Origin of the sequence: Alteromonas sp. MmMcT2-5 (assembly GCF_022348315.1) — a bacterium.
Taxonomy (GTDB): Bacteria; Pseudomonadota; Gammaproteobacteria; order Enterobacterales; family Alteromonadaceae; genus Alteromonas; species Alteromonas macleodii.
In genome coordinates this window covers 41,382-60,256 of the sequence record NZ_JAKRFB010000019.1, presented here as the reverse complement: position 1 = coordinate 60,256, position 18,875 = coordinate 41,382, and the positions used below count along the sequence as shown (strand labels likewise).

Annotated in this window: 17 protein-coding genes; 14 read left to right on the top strand and 3 right to left on the bottom strand. The window is 46.2% G+C overall.

Going from position 1 to position 18,875, the window contains the following annotated elements; genetic code table 11:
* The first annotated feature begins 1 nt into the window (after position 1).
* The 14 genes from MHN09_RS10135 (at position 2) to MHN09_RS10070 (ending at position 14,454) form a co-directional block, all read left to right on the top strand.
* On the top strand, positions 2-409 hold the full coding sequence (locus MHN09_RS10135) for a biopolymer transporter ExbD (protein ID WP_239240515.1): 408 nt from the start codon (positions 2-4) through the stop codon (positions 407-409).
* Positions 410-427: 18 nt separating this feature from the next.
* Positions 428-1,048, top strand: coding sequence for an energy transducer TonB (locus MHN09_RS10130; RefSeq protein ID WP_014977608.1), 621 nt, complete (start codon positions 428-430; stop codon positions 1,046-1,048).
* 88 nt (positions 1,049-1,136) lie between these two features.
* Positions 1,137-2,510 carry a tetratricopeptide repeat protein gene (locus MHN09_RS10125; RefSeq protein ID WP_014951022.1) on the top strand — a complete coding sequence of 458 codons (1,374 nt, stop codon included), beginning with the start codon at positions 1,137-1,139 and terminating at the stop codon, positions 2,508-2,510.
* Positions 2,507-2,809 (top strand): hypothetical protein, encoded by a 303-nt coding sequence (locus MHN09_RS10120; RefSeq protein WP_014951021.1) that lies wholly within the window; start codon positions 2,507-2,509, stop codon positions 2,807-2,809. Before MHN09_RS10125 ends, MHN09_RS10120 begins: the two co-directional genes overlap by 4 nt.
* 1 nt (position 2,810) lies before the next feature.
* Positions 2,811-4,427: a PepSY-associated TM helix domain-containing protein gene (locus MHN09_RS10115; RefSeq protein WP_239240512.1), complete on the top strand. Its 1,617-nt coding sequence runs from the start codon at positions 2,811-2,813 to the stop codon at positions 4,425-4,427.
* Entirely contained in the window at positions 4,424-4,774 is a 351-nt protein-coding gene (locus tag MHN09_RS10110) for a DUF3325 domain-containing protein (protein ID WP_239240510.1), read from the top strand. Before MHN09_RS10115 ends, MHN09_RS10110 begins: the two co-directional genes overlap by 4 nt.
* Before the next feature lie 144 nt (positions 4,775-4,918).
* Complete coding sequence (locus tag MHN09_RS10105; protein ID WP_239220284.1) at positions 4,919-5,518, top strand: PepSY-associated TM helix domain-containing protein; 600 nt, start codon at positions 4,919-4,921, stop codon at positions 5,516-5,518.
* Positions 5,519-5,564: 46 nt separating this feature from the next.
* Positions 5,565-6,095: a DUF2271 domain-containing protein gene (locus MHN09_RS10100; RefSeq protein ID WP_014977604.1), complete on the top strand. Its 531-nt coding sequence runs from the start codon at positions 5,565-5,567 to the stop codon at positions 6,093-6,095.
* 55 nt (positions 6,096-6,150) lie between these two features.
* The gene (locus MHN09_RS10095; RefSeq protein ID WP_061486698.1) at positions 6,151-6,984 is read left to right on the top strand and encodes a DUF4198 domain-containing protein; all 834 of its coding nucleotides are present in this window, start codon (positions 6,151-6,153) and stop codon (positions 6,982-6,984) included.
* A gap of 112 nt (positions 6,985-7,096) precedes the next feature.
* Positions 7,097-8,494, top strand: a complete 1,398-nt coding sequence (locus MHN09_RS10090) for an NADPH cytochrome P450 oxidoreductase family protein (RefSeq protein ID WP_239240508.1) — start codon at positions 7,097-7,099, stop codon at positions 8,492-8,494.
* A 370-nt stretch (positions 8,495-8,864) separates the two neighbouring features.
* Positions 8,865-10,556, top strand: a complete 1,692-nt coding sequence (locus MHN09_RS10085) for a carbon starvation protein A (RefSeq protein ID WP_014951015.1) — start codon at positions 8,865-8,867, stop codon at positions 10,554-10,556.
* Between the two features lie 271 nt (positions 10,557-10,827).
* Positions 10,828-11,997 carry an SO_0444 family Cu/Zn efflux transporter gene (locus MHN09_RS10080; RefSeq protein WP_101566135.1) on the top strand — a complete coding sequence of 390 codons (1,170 nt, stop codon included), beginning with the start codon at positions 10,828-10,830 and terminating at the stop codon, positions 11,995-11,997.
* A 147-nt stretch (positions 11,998-12,144) separates the two neighbouring features.
* Positions 12,145-13,224 carry a CNNM domain-containing protein gene (locus tag MHN09_RS10075; RefSeq protein WP_014951013.1) on the top strand — a complete coding sequence of 360 codons (1,080 nt, stop codon included), beginning with the start codon at positions 12,145-12,147 and terminating at the stop codon, positions 13,222-13,224.
* Positions 13,225-13,275: 51 nt separating this feature from the next.
* Positions 13,276-14,454, top strand: a complete 1,179-nt coding sequence (locus MHN09_RS10070) for an energy transducer TonB (protein ID WP_239240506.1) — start codon at positions 13,276-13,278, stop codon at positions 14,452-14,454.
* Positions 14,455-14,474: 20 nt separating this feature from the next.
* On the opposite strand, the gene MHN09_RS10065 is transcribed toward MHN09_RS10070, so the two are convergent.
* From MHN09_RS10065 to pdsS, 3 genes are all read right to left on the bottom strand, one after another.
* A complete protein-coding gene (locus MHN09_RS10065) occupies positions 14,475-15,608 on the bottom strand; it encodes an outer membrane beta-barrel protein (protein ID WP_239240504.1) in 1,134 nt (377 codons plus the stop codon).
* Positions 15,609-15,703: 95 nt separating this feature from the next.
* Positions 15,704-16,471, bottom strand: a complete 768-nt coding sequence (locus MHN09_RS10060) for a methylamine utilization protein (protein ID WP_239240502.1) — start codon at positions 16,469-16,471, stop codon at positions 15,704-15,706.
* A gap of 227 nt (positions 16,472-16,698) precedes the next feature.
* The gene (gene pdsS, locus MHN09_RS10055; RefSeq protein WP_239240500.1) at positions 16,699-18,867 is read right to left on the bottom strand and encodes a proteobacterial dedicated sortase system histidine kinase; all 2,169 of its coding nucleotides are present in this window, start codon (positions 18,865-18,867) and stop codon (positions 16,699-16,701) included.
* Positions 18,868-18,875: the final 8 nt, after the last annotated feature.

Below are 18,875 nucleotides of genomic sequence, written 5' to 3'. Positions count from 1 at the left end.
CATGGCAAGTCGATTACAGCGACGCCTTGAAAACCAGCAAGCGCAAGGCATTGATATGTCTCCGCTACTAGACGTGGTTTTTATACTTTTAATTTTCTTTATCGTTTCAACAGTGTTTGTAAAAGAGACTGGGGTAGAGGTAGATAAACCCCAGGCAATATCAGCACAAAAGCTCGATCAAATGGCCATTATGCTGGCAATTACCCGAACCGGTGAAGTGGTGTATGACAGTGCCAATATCGGTGTGAGCGGCGTGCGCTCTACTGTTGAGCAATTGTTGATGAAAGAACAACGCCCAGTAGTCGTTCAGGTAGATAAAGCCGTTCGCTCTGAATTACTGGTAGAAGTCATAGATGAAGCCAAACTGGCGGGTGCCGACACGGTCAATATCGCCACTTTGAAGCCATAGCGAACGAGGCAAAATTCAATGAAATACAATCTTCAACCTTCTCTACTTAGCGGTGCGGTGCTCGTTAGTGCGCTTGGCGTTATGTGGCTAGGGCACTTTTTGTCTAATCTGCAGCCCGACACTATGGTTGTGCGCAAGTTAGACATTGCGGTAACGCCTCCACCACCGCCGCCCCCTAAAACGCAAAATGTAGTGGAAGAGACTGAACTTGTTATGCAGGTAGAGGGCAGTGGCGCAGCCATGACCATGGCGGATTTAAGTGTTGAGCCAGATATTCAAGTGCCAAAGCCCGACATGCCAAATGTCAAAGTGACCCAAACCCAATGGGATATGCCTGATATTGAATTGGACGCCTTTGGGCTAAGCGAACTGGATTCAAAGCCTACCTTGCTGACTCCGGTCAAAATACGTTTCCCCAAGCGACTCAAAAAGCAAGGTATCAAGCGGGTGATTGTAAAGCTCGACGTCATTATTGACGAACACGGCAACGTAAAGCTGATGGACATTGTCGAGAACCCGCATCACGAGCTCAATAAAGAAATAATGCGTTTTGTTAAAGCCAGCAAATTTACATCGCCCTACAAAGAAGATGAAGCGGTGAAGGCGCGTTTTATTTGGCCTGTAGTTATAGAGGCCTAATAGAAGCTTAATAGAGGCTTTATAAAGGCCTGGTTTTATCGCAATAAAGCGAAATAGAAGCTAAAGAATTTAGAGGTTGATTGAGACAATGTTAAACAAGATTACAGCCGTAACTGTCCTCAGCTGTGTAGTGAGCGCGCTGGCTTTTGTTAAGCCAGTAAGTGCGAAAATAACGGTGGAATTGGAAGAACCCGATTGGCAGTTTGTCATGCGTCAGCATCATAGAGATGATCATCGTGAACGTATATCCCGTGAAGAAGGTGAGTTTATCGGGCGCATTCAGGCCGACTTGCAAGCAGGCAATTATTCAAACGTTGCCAGCGCATTTGCAACCCAGGATATTTCTCAATTTAGTCCACGCTTGCGTGAGCTTTACGGACAAGTGCTATTGAATGAGAAAAACTACTCACTTGCCGAAAAAGTGCTGTTGGACGTTATCGATGCTATGCCAAACCTTCCATCGGCGCACAGAAGTTTGAGCATGGCGTATTTAATGACAGATAAATTGGCCAAAGCACGCACTCATTTAACTAAAAGCGTAGAGCTAGGTATTCAAGATGCCCAACTTTTCGGGCAACTAGCCTATACCAATGTTCAGCTTGGCAAACCTGTCACCGCTATTGGTGCTTATCAAAATGCGTTAATGCTCGAACCTGAAAACAAGCAATGGTATCAAGGTTTATTGTTCGCGCTTATTGAAAGTAATGCACTTGCACAGGCGGAAAGCTTGCTAAGCGAAATGTTGGTAGATGATGAAAGTAATCAGCAGCTTTGGCTCCAACGGGGACAAATAGCGTTAAAGCAGGGTGACATGGTAAAGGCGCTGAGCAGCTTAGAGACTGCCCTTTCTTTAGGTGACCGCTCGCTGTCGAACTTGATTTCCGTGGCCAAATTGCACGTTTCTGACGGCAGTCCGCGGCGCGCAGCAGACATACTGGCTACCCATGCGAAGACTTTCATTACCGACAAAGATGGGGAAGGCTTTGACGCTTACTCCAAAATAGCGGCTTACTTAGCGGCTAATGAGCAGTGGTCTGATTTAGGTAAATTAACGCAAGCTGCCGACAACAATGTGAAAAAGCTCACGACCTCTCAAGCAGCTACGCTTAATGTACTTAAAGCTCAGTTGGCTATGGGCAAAGGGCAGAGCAAAACGGCAATTTCCCTTTTAACCAAAGCCATTGCTGACGCCCCTGACAATGGTGAGGCGCTGTTGTCTCTTGCTTCACTTTATCGTCAACAGAACAACGTCGAACGTGCCAAAATGACCTATCTACGAGCTGAGTCACTCGCCGACGTTAAACAGCGCGCCATGCTCGGGCGTGCGCAAATTGCCATAGATCAGCGTCAGTACCAAGATGCACTTACGCTTTTACGACAAGTCTATAAATCGTACCCATCCCGTTCTGATTTACTTGGCAACATCCAGTCACTAGAAAACCTAGTGAAGAACACAATATGAAGAGCCAAACGGTAAACCGCGTCGCCATAAATCGTGAACGATTGGATGTCGCACTTAGAACGCTGATTGCTGTGGCACTGGGCTACGCTTTTTCAGCGTGGCTAAGCAGCGCCATTGCCAATTTTATAGGGGCTGACGGACGAGAGCACGAAGTGCTGGTAAGAATGCTGTTCTTTTGTGTTTACTGCACCTTCATCCTTTTTACGTTCATCTTTGATACGACGAAAAAGGCGTCCATCGTAATGACAGCGCTCTCTGCGTTAGCCTTATGTCTTTATTCAATCAGTACAGGGCTTTAACATGAAAGGGAATGTCAGAAAGTCTATGACGTGGCTTCATACTTGGAGCTCGGTACTTGTTGGTTGGTTACTCTTTGCTATTTTTTTCACCGGGACGCTGTCGTTTTTTAGAACCGAAATAACCTATTGGATGCAGCCAGAACAACACGCCGCAGTACCCAGCGAAAAGTCGCTAGAGCACGGTTTACGTTATCTTGCGATCAATGCGCCCAATGCAAGTGAATGGCAACTCTCACTACCAGATGCGCGCTCGAATACACTCGACTTGTCGTGGCGCGACGCTAATGCAGGTAACGAGCGTCGTCGAGGACCACGGGTCATGTTGAACCCGTCCACGGGTGAAGAGATAAAAGTAAGGGAAACGGCCGGTGGCAACTTCCTTTATCGTTTTCATTTCGAGTTATACGGTATCGACAGAACCATTGGACGCTGGATAGTAGGCGTAGTCAGTATGATGATGTTTGTTGCTATTATCAGCGGCGTCATCATGCACAGAAAAATCTTTGCCGATTTCTTTATGTTCAGGCCAAAGAAGAAGCTGCTGAGCTGGATAGATGGGCACGCCATTAGTGCGGTACTAGCACTACCATTTCATATCATGATCACTTTTTCTGGTTTGATTCTATTAGGCGCCACGCTATTGCCTTTTAACAGCGAGGAGCGCGTGCGGCACCGTCCTCAAGGTACAGAAGTACGCCAGAATGCGCAGCAGCAAAATCTAGCTTCGCCAGACATTAATGCCTTATTGGCCTTACCTATCTCTTCGATGATTGCTCACGCCGAAAATACATGGCAGGTGCCGGTTGAAAACTTATCTATTACTCACCCGGGTAAAGCTAACGCTCAGTTTACGCTAAGTGGGGACAATCGAACGCAGTTAAGTGCGGGGCGTGGGGGAAGTAGTGCACTGGTATTTAACGCACAAGGCGAAGTCATAAACGAGCGCCCAGCGTCAGTGGCCGCTAACGCCAGCCAGGCGACGTATAACTATTTGGATATGTTACATCAAGCGCGCTTCGCCGATACCCTCACTCGCTGGTTACTATTTTTTGCCGGTATTCTGGGTACCATTATGGTGGGAACGGGCTCTGTTTTGTGGGTAGTGAAACGGGCAAAGCAACAGCTTGGAGAATTTGGTTTTGAATTGGTCAGAGGCAGCAATATAGGCAGCATTGCAGGGTTAATGTGTGCGACCGGCGGCTACTTTTGGGTAAATAGACTACTTCCTGCTGATCTAACGTCTCGAAGCTTATGGGAAATTAAGGTGTTTTTCGCAATATGGCTGGTGTGTGTGGTTGCAGGGTTTATTTGGCGAGACAAAAAAGGGTGGGTAATTCAACTTGGCTTTGCAGCAGCGTTGTTTGCGCTTGTCCCTTTGCTTGACCACCTCACCTCAGCAACAGGCTTAGATTTCGCGGTTGCAAATGGTGATAGCCTGAGAGTGGGCTTTGACCTTATGTGCATAACACTTGCGGCAGTACTCGGCTATGCTGCTTACCACGTCAACAAAGCCAAAGCCGTGAAAGCAAAACGGGTGAAAAGCACACTGTCACCTAAGCGAAAAAACAGAGCTCGCCAAGATAAGCCGCAAGGTGACAACAGCGAGGCATTAATATGAGTATCATTCTGGATGTGGTGTTCGCATTTGTGCTTATTTATTTGAGTTTCTTACTGCTCTCGCTTGGCAACAAGAAGCATGCCGGTATCACCCGATTGACCAGCACACCTTCACCACTACTTTTAATTGTGCTTCATAGTTTAGCGTATTTGCTTATGGCAATAAGCCTCATGAACTGCATAGACGTGTGGAAGACCGAAATAGGCGTGGTGGTGTGGATTGGGCTTTTACAGCTTGCAAGCGTGCTGGTTTCAGCAACGTTTACCTATTTACCTACCCTTTACACCGTGGTGTGTAATTACCTATTGCTTGTCGCTTTTTGGGGGCCTCGTTTACGCGAAAAGTGAAGCAATACTTAAAGGTTGTTGAGCAAAAAATACAATAATGAGAATAAATCTCATTTACATTGAAAAGGGTGGAAATATCTGTATTATCTAGCCCGTTGAATTAATCAATATCACCGAGTAGTACAGAGAGTTAGCAACGAAATTATGAGTTTTTCTTTAGGCGGCATCCGCCAATGGCACTGGATTAGTGGCGCAGTCTGTCTGGTCGGGATGATGTTATTTGCCCTAACGGGGATTACGCTAAATCACGCTGCAGACATTCCAGCGAACAGAACTGTAACGTCAGCTGAATCAAGCTTACCACCGTTGGTTGTCGAACAATTGGTTTCTCTGGACACCGGTGACATAGCCATTCCAAGCGAACTCGTCGCGTTTATGCAGTCGCAAGAGGGCATTTCATTACCTTCATCGGTGACGGGAGAGTGGGATGGTATTGAATTTTATGCTGCCTGGCCCGGACCCGGTGCTGACAGTTGGATAGCAGTAGATGCTGAACTTGGCACAGTGACTTATGAAAACGTTGATAGAGGATGGATATCTTATTTCAATGACCTGCATAAAGGGCGGAACACGGGAAATGCCTGGCGCTGGTTTATCGATATCTTCGCTGTTGCCTGCATTGTTTTTAGCGTAACAGGGCTGCAACTATTAATGCGTCACTCGAAAACGCGCGCGTCTACTTGGCCCATTACTACGCTCGGTGTGCTCATCCCGTTTGTCATTATTTTACTGTTTGTGCACTAGCGCGACGCTAGTGGCACTTACCTACACAATTTTAAGGAGTGTTTACATGAAAATGCGAAAAGGCGCAGTGATCGCATCGACTTTATTAAGTATGACATTTGCCTCTGGCGCTATTCACGCGGCAAGCCAAGCCAAACTTGACGTGGCCTTACCGCAACTTGATGTGGCTGAATATCACAAACCTTATCTTGCCGTGTGGATTGAAGACAGTAAACGCAAGGCTACTCAAGTCGCCGTATGGTACGACGTTGAAATGCGTGAAGACAAAGGGAAAGAGTGGCTTAAAGACTTGCGCCAATGGTGGCGTCGTGGTGGGCGAAGCCTTGATTTGCCTTATGACGGACTTACCAGTGCAACAAAAGGCCCAGGCGATTACAGCCTTGATTCGCAGTTAAATAAAGCGCTAGCAGAACTGCCAGAGGGCGATTACACGCTTCGCGTTGAGGCATCACGAGAAGTAGGCGGAAGAGAAGTACTGTCTCTGCCATTTTCATTACCGCTATCTGCTGCGTCACTACCGGTAGAAGTGAAAGGAAATTCAGAACTTGGGCGTGTAGTACTGCGTCTGGAAGACTAATCTGCTGAGGCGCTAATTCAACGCTCACTCAGTAGAGATCCAATAAGAGGACATTATGAAAAAACTATCAGTAAAAGCTTCAGCCATTGCGCTAGCAGCAACACTTGCCGTGTCATTTTCAGCCAGTGCGCATCGCGCGTGGTTACTTCCTAGCTCTACCGTACTATCAGGTGAAGAAGCTTACGTGACGTTTGATGCTGCTATTTCAAATACTATTTTTCACCCTGACCACTTCGCAATGAACGCCAGTAACTTAGTGGTTCAATCGCCAGAAGGTGAAGCCGTAGACGTAGAAAATATGGCACGCGGTAAGTACCGAACCACCTTTGATTTGAAATTAAACAAAGAAGGTACATACAAACTGACGTCTGCCAGCAATGGTATTCGCGCATTTTGGCGAGATGAAGAAGGCAAGCGCAAGATGTGGCCGGGCCGTGGTGAAGAATATAAGCCGGAAGAGTTCGCAACAGCCGTGCCTAAGAAAGCAAAAGATCTTCGCGTAATGCAAAGCTCTCGCCGCGTAGAAACGTTTGTTACTCTTGGTGCGCCATCGGATAAGGTGTTCACGCCTGATAACGTGGGTTTGGAGCTAGTGCCAGTGACTCACCCTAATGATTTATTTGCCACCGAAACGGCAACGTTCAAGTTACTTATTGACGGTGAGCCTGCGGTTGGCGCCGAGGTGGAAGTTGTGCGCGGTGGTATGCGCTACAGAAATGATCAGGAAACGATTAAAGTCACGTCTGACAAAAATGGTCAGATTGAAATTACATGGCCGCAAGCCGGTATGTACTTTGTAGAAATTGGCTATGAAGACGATAAAGCGCAAAAGCCTGCAACGTCTCGTAACGGTAGCTACTCAGGCACATTTGAAGTACTTCCGCTGTAATAACCGTACGTTATTGCGCAGCTAGGGGCTGTAAACGTTCTTTGAATACTCACAGAGCAACAGCCTCTTAAGTTTCTAGCTATTTCAATACAACGGCATAAAAGTTAAGCACATGACAGAAACACACCGTCTACTCATAGCAATAGTAAGCATTGGCCTGTATATGCTGTGGGTAGCGGTGTTATTTTTTAAACATCGAAAGCAATACAACTATGCGGTATCAGGCGAGGAGACCCTTGTCGTATACGCAAGCCAAACCGGTACGGCTGAAAAAATTGCCCGCGCAAAAGCTGCGGCGCTATCACAGCAAGAGCAAACGTCGGTAGTGTCCATGGCATCTTTGAAACTCAATACGTTAAGTAGTGTGTCGAAAGTCATTTTTGTTGTGAGTACCTACGGTGAAGGCGAGCCCCCTGATGCGGGTAGAACCTTTAGTAAAGCGCTAAAAAAAGCGTCGTCGAATCAATCTGATTACCTTTCCCATCTGTCTTTTGAAGTGGTGGGATTAGGCGATAAGCAATACGCCGCGTTTTGCCAATTCGCAGTCACGTTGTTTGATAATATCAGTGCACTAGGCGCACGTGCGCTTTCTCCGCTAACGACATTAGATTCAGGGAAAGGTGAGCATTTGTCTTTGCTTGGTTCGTTGCCACAGGATGAGCAGCACCCTACCCATGCTTTCACACTGAAAAATCGGGTTCAATTAAATGAAATAAGTCTAGCTTCTGGCGAGACTTCAAACGAACCCTCTAACCACTCTGAGAGCAGACCTTCAAACCCAGCGTCGCCAGGCCTGTTCGGCTTGTCTTTGAACGTTGACCATTCTAATCAGACACAAGAATTACATGAACAATGGGAAGCGGGAGACGTGTTGGAAGTCCTTATTCCTCCGCAAGGGCAGTCACCGATGGTAAGCCGAAGCTACACCATTGCGTCGGTACCACAAGAACACGACGTAAAGCTTGTAGTTCGACAGCTGGTTAAAGACAACGGCCAACTTGGGCTAGGTTCTGGATTACTTACCCGTTCTTTACCTGTATCTCAGCCTGTACAGGCCTACATTCGAAAAAATACCAGCGCAATTATTACTAATACTCAGTGCCCATTGTTATTAATTGCTGCGGGTAGCGGCATTGCGGGGGTACGAGCTCAGCTTGCAAAACGCGCATTGCTTGAGAACGCTGGGCCAGTTTGGATATTTTTTGGCGAACGTCATCCCATGCAAGATGATGTGCTTGATAAAACGCTATCGCCTTTCCAGAATAGTGACTGTATTTTTAAAAAGTCAGTTATTTTCTCCCGACAGAAAGGTGGTGGTTATGTTCAACAGCGTCTTGTTGAGCAGCGAGACGAGGTCAAATCCTTCTTAGGCGATACCGGACAAGTATACGTATGTGGGCATTTTGAGGGAATGGGCCAAGGCGTTGACATGGCTTTGCAGTCCATACTTGAAGCGCAAGCCTACAATGCGTTAGCTGACGAAGGACGTTATCACCGCGACCTATACTAATGTGGAGAGCAACAGGCAATTAATGTCTGTTTTACGCTTTCCTGTTTCACCGCTGAATCATCGCTAATAAACCTCAAAAGCCTTACAGCTAAATCCCAAACTTTAAGTTAGACTTTAGTCTAATGTGTCAGGCCCTTGCCTTGTCGCATGTTTAAATATGCGCAACAGTACGTTGGGCATACCTTAAATAGGTGTTTTCTTATTCAGGTATGACCTTTCGCCACCGATAATTGGTGTAATGTTTGAACTGAAAATAAGAAAATCAACAGGCTAGGGGCTGCTGACCTTTGTTGTACGTTTAAACCAAAATTCGTACATCAAAGAACAATAGGCCCTAGGGCCTGTCGATAAAACAAATTAGGACGACAGTATGCAGTCTATTGCCATTGTTATACTGGGCATCATCGGAATGTTGCTCGGTTGGTTCGTATATTCGAAGTTTATTGCGAGCCGTATATTTAAGTTGGATGATAGTTTTGTAACACCAGCCCATACAATGAAAGATGGGGTGGACTATGTTCCCACCAATAAAGTTGTATTGTGGGGGCACCATTTCACTTCCGTGGCGGGGGCAGCACCCATTGTAGGTCCAGCTATTGCTGTCTACTGGGGATGGGTTCCTGCGGTACTTTGGGTTGTGTTCGGTACGATATTATTTGCCGGTGTGCACGATATGGGCGCCTTATGGGCCAGCGCACGCCACAAAGGCAAATCAATGGGCGCGCTGTCTGAGACCGTCATCGGAAAACGCTCTCGTTCACTATTTATGATAGTGATCTTCCTAGTACTCTTAATGGTTAATGCGGTATTTGGCGTGGTTATCGCGAACTCTTTTGTCTCCCAACCCAATGCGGTATTCCCAGCTTGGATGGCAATCGCAGTTGCATTAGTCATAGGTCAATTGCTTAAACGTAATTTCAGCCTCATACCCTTATGTATTGTGGGGATTATTGTGCTTTACGCATCGGTGTATGCGGGCAGTTATATCCCACTAAGTCTGCCGGAAACCATGTTTGGTTTAGCAGATAAAGCAAACTGGATCATTATCTTATTTATTTACGCCGCTATTGCATCGCTGTTACCAGTTTGGATGCTGTTACAGCCTCGTGATTTCATTAACGGTATGCAGTTACTTGTTGGCTTGTTCCTGCTTTATGGTGCTGTGTTCTTTGCTATGCCGGATATCACGGCGCCAGCGTTTAACGCTCAAACCGCTGTCGATTCTCCAAGTCTAATCCCGCTGTTGTTCGTTACTATTGCGTGTGGCGCTGTTTCTGGTTTCCACGGTATTGTGTCTTCAGGTACCAGCTCTAAGCAGCTAGACAAAGAGACCGATGCACGCTTTGTTGGTTATCTAGGCGCGGTCGGTGAAGGCTCACTAGCACTTATTACCATTGTCGCTGTGAGCGGCGTTGCGTTTGCAGCTTCTCCAGAAGAATGGCACGAAGTATACAGCCATTTGGGTGCGGGTAGCGTGGGTGCATTTATCACTGGTGGTGCGAACCTAATTCAGCAGGGTTGGGGGTTGCCGGTAGATTTCTCGTCAACGATCCTTGCGGTAATGGTTGTTCTATTTGCTGGCACCACCATGGATTCGGGTGTGCGTCTGCAGCGCTACATAATCCAAGAATGGGGCGATATCTATTCAATTGGTGCACTTAAGAACGGCGTGGTTGCAACGCTTGTAGCTGTTGGATGTTGTTTATTGCTGGCCTTCGGTGCAGGTGGTGCGTCAGGCAGTGGCGGTATGATTATTTGGCCGTTATTTGGTTCTACTAACCAGATACTAGCCAGTTTAACCCTGTTAGTAATCTCGGTTATGCTGATTAAATTAGGTCGACCAGCGAAATATACGCTGATTCCAATGGTGTTTGTACTGATTATGGCCTTCTTTGCCGGGCTTATTAAACTTAAAGAATACTACGTTGAAGGTAACTATCTATTGGTATTCTTAGACGCAGTAGTACTTATTGTGTCTGTGCTTGTTATGCTTGAAGCTTTTTCTGTGGTGTCAAAACTCAAAAAGGAATCGAAGCTTAAAAAAGAGCAAGCCAACGGATAAGTCACTAGCGACAAAAACTTTCATGGTTGACCTCGTGGTTTAAAATTACACTTTCGAGACAGTCAACATTCGGCCAGTGCATTTGTACTGGCCATTTTTCTTTCCTTTAAAAGCAAAACGCACTCGCATAAATCAGGTTAATCAGTTTTGCTGATTTTCTGTCATACAGCATATCTGTTATTATACTTACCGTTCTAAAACACCGTTATCTTTGTTGTCAAAAGCCGCGTTCTTCAACGTGACCTTTCAACAAAATAACCTGTGAGGCTTTGTGTCAGATATCATTTTACTTGGACAAAATTTCCTAGCACTTTTCGTTGAATCCGCGCCTTGGTTACTTCTCGGTTTGCTGGTGGCGGGTATCATGCACGAATTGGTACCCGTTTCGTTTTTGGAAAAGCACATGGGCAGCTCATCGTTTGGCTCAATTACAAAGGCCGCGGTTATTGGTGCGCCTTTACCTCTGTGCTCTTGCGGCGTTATCCCAGCGGCACTTGGGCTTAGGCGTAGCGGTGCATCTAAATCTTCCACTATCTCGTTTTTAGTGTCTACGCCCGAGACTGGCGTAGACAGTGTTTCTGTGTCCTACGCATTGCTTGGACCGTTGTATGCCATTGTTAGACCCATCGCGGCCATTACAAGCGCTATTTATGCTGGATTGATGGTGCGTTTTTTCGCGGAAGCAGAAGAGGCTCAACAACGACAATCTGACGTGACGCAGTCATCGTGCTGTGGTTCAAAGCAAGCACCTAAATCAGAGCCGCAAATACAGGCCAGCACGTCCTGTTGTGCAAGCGAAAAAACACATGCTCATAACCACGAAAGCACAGACAAGCCCAAACAAGAGTCTTCGCCTTCGAAAATCACAAGCGTGCTTTCATATGCCAGTGGCAAGTTACTTGAAGACATTGTGATATGGTTATTAATTGGATTAGCACTTGCCGCGGCAATTAAAACGTGGGTACCCACCGACTTTTTAACGCAATGGGGTGATGGCGTGGTCGCCATGCTAGTGATGGCGCTAATCGGCATTCCTATGTACATATGTGCTACAGCATCAACGCCACTCGCGGTTGGGTTTCTTGCGGCGGGGTTATCGCCCGGTGCTGTTTTAGTGTTTTTAATGGCGGGGCCCGCCACTAACGTATCAACGATGGGAATGATCAAACAAGAAATGGGCACGCGAACGTTAGTGCTTTACCTTTTCAGTGTTATCTCTGCGAGTATTGGTTTTGGTTACGCACTGAACTACCTAGTAGCTTCGTTTTCTTTAGCCTCTATGATCAAAACGCAAAGCCATGTTCATGAGCACGGTGCAGACGTTCAGGTGATTTATGGGCTATGCGCGATTTTATTGGCGGGGTTAATGTTAAGGCTGGGTCTGAAAAAGCTGCAGCAACACCGTCATAACCAAGAGCAACATTCGGCGTGCTGCGGCTAACAGTAGCCCAGCGGATGCCTTTCATAATAAAGCGCTCAAATGATATTCATAGAGCGCTTGTATATCCCGCTCTATTATCCATAATAGTCGTTCAACTTATTAAAATTAAAACGCGTTTAAACCTACAAGGACGCTTGGAATAACTACATGCTTTTACTTATTGTGTACGTCTTCATTGCACTGGGCTTTTCTTTTTTGTGCTCCATTGCAGAGGCTGTGATTCTGAGTGTTTCGTCCGCTTATATCTCTGTGTTAGAGAAAGAGGGCAAAGCCAGTGGTGCGCTACTACGTAAGCAAACCGATAATATAAATACGCCTTTATCAGCAATATTAACGCTGAACACTATTGCTCATACTATGGGGGCTGCCGGGGCAGGTGCGCAAGCGGCAGCAGTATTTGGTGACGCCTATCTAGGCGTTATTTCAGCAGTCCTTACACTCCTTATTCTTATTTTTTCTGAGATTATCCCTAAAACACTTGGTGCAACCTATTGGCGAACACTAGCGCCAGTAACCGCATATTTTCTTAAATACCTTTCAATTGTACTCATGCCGTTCGTTAAAATGTCTGAGCTAATGACGAAAGGCTTTAAAGAAGACAGTCCACTTCGCGGGTTAAGCCGTAGTGAGCTTCACGCCATGGCAGAGTTGTCGGGGCAAGAAGGTCAGCTAGCGAATCACGAAGCGGCGTTTCTACAAAGCTTGTTAAGTTTGCACGAGCTGAAAGTGAAAGATGCGATTACCCACCGCACGGCGCTATTTAAAGTGTCGGAGTCGATGACGGTAGAAGGCTTTTTCCACAAGCACGCCAATATAGAATTTTCTCGTATCCCTGTGTTTGAAGACAGCGACTCAGAAAACATTACCGGCTTTGTTATGCGTTCTGATTTATTGGTGGCACAAGCCAGAGGTAACACTGATAAGCCGCTTTCTGAATACGCAAAAGATATGGTTACCGTGTTAAACACTATGCCGCTGTCAGTCACCTTCGAGCACTTCATCAATAAGCACGTGCATATGTTGTTGGTGGTTGACGAGTACGGCGGTTTAGAAGGGGTGCTTACGCTAGAAGACCTGCTCGAACGCTTGCTAGGTGTCGATATCGTAGATGAAAAAGACACCACGGTGAGCATGCGTAGGCTTGCCAAGATGATGATGAAACGCAAAGAACAAATGATGATCAAAAACGTACCCGATGCGTCACTTGAGAGTTCGTCTAAAAAATAGAATTAGCGCCAATTCACTCGTAATGTTTAGCCATTATTAAGGATGATAAATATGAAACAGGATTTATGGAAAAAAGCATTGAGAACAGAATATTCAGCCCACGAAAATATTGTTAAGCGAACCCAACCATCGCTCGTTTTAGCGGCTTTGCTCGCGACAGGTTTCACGGCAAGTGCAGCTGCACAGGAACTGAGTATCCCATGTGATGATCTTGAAGAAAAAGCGCTCGCAGAATCGAAAGCTGATGAAGTAGAGCGCATAAGCGCATTTACACCAGCGACGCCTTTGAAACGTGTCGATCCTAGATACCCATCTCAAGCCATTAGAAAAGGCCGAGAAGGTTGGGTTAGGCTAAGCTACGTTATCGACGAAGAAGGCAGAGTGAAAGACCCTGTTGTAGAAGACTTCTTTGGAAGCCCTTCTTTCAAACGCAGTGCACTGTCAGCGGTTAAGAAATGGCAATATAACCCCGCGATCAAAGATGGCGAACCTACCCAGCAGTGTCATCAAGCAGTCCAAATGGATTTCGCTATAAGCGGAAAAAGCGGAGCCACACGCAAATTTATTAAAGCTTATAAAGATGCAGAAGAGCGATTTAATGCGGGTGATGTTGACGCGGCTGATGAAGCACTTAAAGAGCTTCTAGCTTGGGATACGCTAAACCGCTATGAAAATACGTGGTTGCTAAACTTGGAGTCTCATATAGCGAGCAAACAAGGCGACGTAGAGAGGGAAGCGCAAAGCCTAACGCGGTTACTTGCCAGCAACGGTAGTAAGCGCTTCAATAACATGGTGTTTGATGAAGATTATGTGGCATACGCCCTTCAAAGAAAAATCATACTCGATGCTCAGCGTGGGTACTATGCAGAAGCATTAAAATCCTACACCACACTTCAAGACATGGAAGCGCAAGAAACGCGTATTGACGAGATCGCGCCGCTAATTAGTCAGATTGAAGAATCTATTGCATCTGAGCAAAACTTGACCGTGCCCGTAACGATAGGAAGTGATGGGAATTGGTTCCATACTCTTGTGCGAAGTAAGTTTGCTTTTGGCAACATCCAAGGCGAGCTTGATACCGTTGAAGTCCGTTGTGATACTCATCGAGAAAAATTCACGGTTGCCGAAGCGCATGTCTGGCAAATTCCAAACTCTTGGGGACAGTGTCAGGTGATGGTGAAAGGTGACAGCGAAACAAAATTTGATTTAATTGAAGTGGCGAAAGGGTAGGACGAACACCAGTCGCTTCGCTACAGAGTTACAGTGAATGCCAGTTGAAATAGTTGCTCTCTATAGTCCTCGTCGGATTGGAAAAAACGCAAATTCTCCTGATGTCCTGAATTTAATTGCCACTCTGTGCTAACGGATAAATAAGCGGTAATGTCGTACCTTACGCTAACGGTAAAGGCGTTACCTCTGCTTCCATTCGGGTCATGCACAACATCATCGTTATCTACCACCTGATACCAGTCCCCACGCATGGCTAAAGTTAAATCTTCCCAGCCTAATTGCTTTAGGTTGTATGCCGCACCGATATACGCACTGGAAAAATCGTTGTCTACGATATGCTCCCCCATCAAAGTGTCACCTAGTAGCACTTGAGAAAACACCGTTAACTCAGGTCGTGGTAAATATCGCAGTGTTAATGAATGAAAGCGCGTATGCCAGGCGTAAATGCGGTCTGGGTCAACAATGTTCGGGTCTGCATTATTGTCGTAATAGTAATAACGTAACTCGGCCTTTCTAGCATAGGCTAAGTGAGCTCCTACGTAGTACCCAAACCGATTGTCAATTTCTCTGAAGGGTTCAGTCCATGCCGGTGCGTTTAACTTATCTTCATCGACGACGCCGGGAATGGGGAGGAAGTTTACGCGATCATTATAAACGGACTGTCTGTCGTGAAGGGCAAACCCTCGCCAAGAAAGCAGAGTGCCGGTGGAATCGTTACCTTTGAACACGCTGCCCAATACTTTCCATGACCAGTGGCTTCTTATTTGCCTGCCATTTTGTCGCAGACTTACTTCGATGCCGCCTGTTCTTAGTTCTTCACCCACCCAACTATTAATTGCTGAGTTGCTTAGAAAGTGAGGCGATAACCAACCCGCGTCGGTATTTTCCGCTGAGAGAGCAGGAAAAAATGCCCCTATTTTTACTTCAGGTTTTATGCTGGATGCGACTAACGGGCGATATTTTAAATAAAGTTCGGAGAATCCAACCTTTTGTTCCCCATCGCTATAACCATTGATGACGCCAACTGCCGACCAACTATCCGCTAACATAAAGTCAGCTATCACTACAGCATGAGAGAGCTGTATGCCGTTACTTTCATAACGCTGATGGCCGGTCCCCATTTGCTGAAAGCTTCGCGAATCATCTTTTGCCACAAAGCTTGTTCTTACTAGGGCCTTGGTTTCTCCGTGAACCTGAAGTGTTAAACTCGTGCAAAGCAAACAGACGGTTAAGGCAAAGACATTACGCATTAATAATCGCCAAATCCTTCGTCGAAGTCATCGTCACTGAAAACTGCATCAAGAACAAATTTGTATTCTTGTGAGTTGGTGATATGCAATGTTGCGCTGTTAAATAGTTTCACATCAGGTTGCTGCGGGTGCCAGGTCATAACACTGTACTCGCCTACCGGAAGTGAAACATTCATTACGCCTTCTTCATTGGTTTTTGCGAAAAATGGGCTGTCGGTTACCACAATATAGCCCAGCATCCAGTCGTGAATATTGCAGCCAATATCTACAATACCAGCTTGCTCAAAGCGAAGCGGTTCAGCGGTAAACTCTTTATAGAGTTTTAGCTCAAACTGTTTTGTAGGGGAAAAAGAATACACGTGATGAAAAAGATTATCTGCGTTTGGAAACGAAATATCTGTGCCTGATTGAACAACAAGCACGTGAGGCGCAAATTGTTTATCGATTTGATTCATTATGGCGGGCTCTTCGCCACGCTGTGGCGTTGATGCAAGCGTAAAGTTAGGCGTTAGGGTTAACACCATATCTTTCACAGGCTCCCCATTGGCGTCGCTAACGTATATCGAAATGGTTGGCGTTGCTGATAAGGATGTCTCAGCGGCATGTGCCCATGAAAGGGTAGCGCCGGCTAGTAAGAGAGCGCTCGATGTGAATGTACCTGTGATAAAACTAGTTATGTTGAACGTGCTCGCCCTTCGATGAGAAGTAAAGAAAATAGAAAGCGCAAATGACATGGATTTAATCAATAACGTGTTGTTTTTTTGCATTGTAATTCATTCTTTATAATGGCTTTAGCCTTAGACAGAAAGACAAAGCGCTATGCGTCCATTGTTTACACGAAAGCATATGACTACGTATAGCCTATTTAATACCAATCCGTATAGATAATAATCTATGCGGACTGGTATAAGGTATGTGCTCGGCTTTCGCTATCTATGTAGTAAAGTTTATTAGACTCTAACTATAGACCGAGTTGGACGTTTTTTTCATTCATTTACATCAAAGGAAAGCGCGCGCTGACGACTACACCTGTACTATCCTTCCGATTGGATAACGACAACTGACCTTTGTGGAAGGTCATTATGATGTTGGCAATGTAAAGCCCTAGCCCCAAGTGCGGCGAAGAGGCATTTTGCACATCGCTTTCTTTTCTCACCGACACCATAGACTGAAGCAACTGAGACCTCATTCCTTCAGGAAGAAGCGGCCCGGTATTACTAATGGTTAACTCAGCTTGCTTGTCCTTAACCGTAATACTGACTTGGATTTCACTTTCTTTTTCACTGAAATCTACGGCGTTAGCGATAACTTTATCGAACATTTGAGCCGTAAGTTCAGGGGAGCCAAGTATGCGCGCAGTATCAGCATTGTGGGTAAAACTAAAGCGTCGATGGCTATAGGCATGTTCATAACCAGCAATACACCCAGATATCACCTTAACTAAGTCGAATGGTTCTAAATCTTCTTGTTGAATGGCCTGCTCTAATCGGGTGGCTTCACTCATACTGTTTAATATTGTACTTAGGCGGTTCACCCCTGATTGCGCCCTCTCAACAAAAACGGCTTGTTGGTCGGCGTCATTCACCTGAGTCAGCATATCCAGCGACGATTTTACCACGGCAATGGGCGTTCTAAGTTCGTGAGATAAGCGGGATGCCATGTTTTCTAAATAGGAGTTGTACTGCTGTAACCGTGAAAGCACATCCGCAAATGAACGGGATAAATCACCAATTTCATCACGCTGATTTGAAACCGGAAGGGTGCCAATGATTTTGCCATTATCATCTATCACCGCTTCGGTATTATCGCGAAGGGAGCGAATGCGGTTTGAAATTCGCGTAGCGAACAGCAGTAACCCTAAAGTACCTATGGTCATCACTGCTAAAATCACGTGAAAGAGCTGTTCTAACGCCCGGTTCCGCAACGTACGAATACCATTGGTGGTTTGCTCTACAATAACCGCCCCCATTACGTTGCCTTCAATAAAAATAGGGTAGGCAGCGGAAAGTACTATGGCTTTGTTATCGGGTGACAAACGCCATAGTGAATCGGGTTGGCCTTTCAGCGCAGTGCCTAAATCCTGCCCTACCAATGCATAAGCATCGTCTAGCTCGTCAATAAAGTCGGCAGGTGGCCGCGTAAGAATCTGATAATAAAGTGGAAGTAACCACTCACTCTCAACCCAGTGCCAAATTGCATTTGAAGAGGTTTCTTTTTCATCTACTTCAATACCAGTGGCCGATTGAATGTCACCAGCGCGGGCGAGTACCCGCTTGTGCTTATCTACAACCCAAACCCGTGAATCGGCATATTTTAAACCTGCCAGAATGCGCTCAATTTCAGGGGAAGGAGTGATAACAGTACCTAATTCAGCGAGCTCTTTTGTATTCGCCGTACCTAACGCGTACTGCTTCAATCGACTTGCCCTGTCGTCCACATCGACAATTGAAAATGCCAAGCCGCCTGTGGTCATAGATAGCGGAAAGCGCAGTTCAATGTTGTAGCCCGTGGCAGTCTCTTGCCATCGGCCTTGAATAGAGAGCGCGTTCTCTACCGCCCGAGTTGTCGTTGTGTTATCTGCCAGCTTGTACGCATTTACCCAGCCACTTTCATAAGGAGCGACAACATATCTTGCTAATTCTCCCTGTGGAGTTTCCATGCCCACAAGCAGGTGGTCGCCTGTCTCCACGCTTAAACTATTGGGTTGCCGCCACAGCAGTACGTCATCACTGACTTCAAACATGGCATACAGAAATTGACCGTAGCGCCCCACCATATGCTTGAACGATAAGCTGGTAGGTTCTCCCGCGTAGCCATTGTAGTACTCAATAACTTCGCCACTGCCATACTCACTCATTAACTCGCTGACTTGCTGCCAGTCGTTAAGTTCGCCATCAAGTCGAATGGGGGACGGGATAGGTGGCGCGTAAAGATCTGTTCCGGGGCGCACGTCTTGAAGATACGCCGATTGGCTATCAAATAAAGCGGGACGCTCGTGTAGTGCAGTGGCAACAGCTCGTGCCGTGCCAATCATGGTTTGTTCTTGACCGTTTCGCAGATACTGCTCAAGCTCCCACACATAGTTATAACCTAAGTAGGGTATGGTGAATAAGAACAGCGACAGCACCATAAGCTGAAGGCGTATTGAAAAGCGAAATCCCATGTTTTTAG

Bases quoted from the DNA above. Each gene is read 5' to 3' on its own strand.
- MHN09_RS10135 (WP_239240515.1), top strand. From the start codon at position 2: ATGGCAAGTCGATTACAGCGACGCCTTGAAAACCAGCAAGCGCAAGGC.
- MHN09_RS10130 (WP_014977608.1), top strand. From the start codon at position 428: ATGAAATACAATCTTCAACCTTCTCTACTTAGCGGTGCGGTGCTCGTT.
- MHN09_RS10125 (WP_014951022.1), top strand. From the start codon at position 1,137: ATGTTAAACAAGATTACAGCCGTAACTGTCCTCAGCTGTGTAGTGAGC.
- MHN09_RS10120 (WP_014951021.1), top strand. From the start codon at position 2,507: ATGAAGAGCCAAACGGTAAACCGCGTCGCCATAAATCGTGAACGATTG.
- MHN09_RS10115 (WP_239240512.1), top strand. From the start codon at position 2,811: ATGAAAGGGAATGTCAGAAAGTCTATGACGTGGCTTCATACTTGGAGC.
- MHN09_RS10110 (WP_239240510.1), top strand. From the start codon at position 4,424: ATGAGTATCATTCTGGATGTGGTGTTCGCATTTGTGCTTATTTATTTG.
- MHN09_RS10105 (WP_239220284.1), top strand. From the start codon at position 4,919: ATGAGTTTTTCTTTAGGCGGCATCCGCCAATGGCACTGGATTAGTGGC.
- MHN09_RS10100 (WP_014977604.1), top strand. From the start codon at position 5,565: ATGAAAATGCGAAAAGGCGCAGTGATCGCATCGACTTTATTAAGTATG.
- MHN09_RS10095 (WP_061486698.1), top strand. From the start codon at position 6,151: ATGAAAAAACTATCAGTAAAAGCTTCAGCCATTGCGCTAGCAGCAACA.
- MHN09_RS10090 (WP_239240508.1), top strand. From the start codon at position 7,097: ATGACAGAAACACACCGTCTACTCATAGCAATAGTAAGCATTGGCCTG.
- MHN09_RS10085 (WP_014951015.1), top strand. From the start codon at position 8,865: ATGCAGTCTATTGCCATTGTTATACTGGGCATCATCGGAATGTTGCTC.
- MHN09_RS10075 (WP_014951013.1), top strand. From the start codon at position 12,145: ATGCTTTTACTTATTGTGTACGTCTTCATTGCACTGGGCTTTTCTTTT.
- MHN09_RS10070 (WP_239240506.1), top strand. From the start codon at position 13,276: ATGAAACAGGATTTATGGAAAAAAGCATTGAGAACAGAATATTCAGCC.
- MHN09_RS10060 (WP_239240502.1), bottom strand. From the start codon at position 16,471: ATGCAAAAAAACAACACGTTATTGATTAAATCCATGTCATTTGCGCTT.
- pdsS (WP_239240500.1), bottom strand. From the start codon at position 18,867: ATGGGATTTCGCTTTTCAATACGCCTTCAGCTTATGGTGCTGTCGCTG.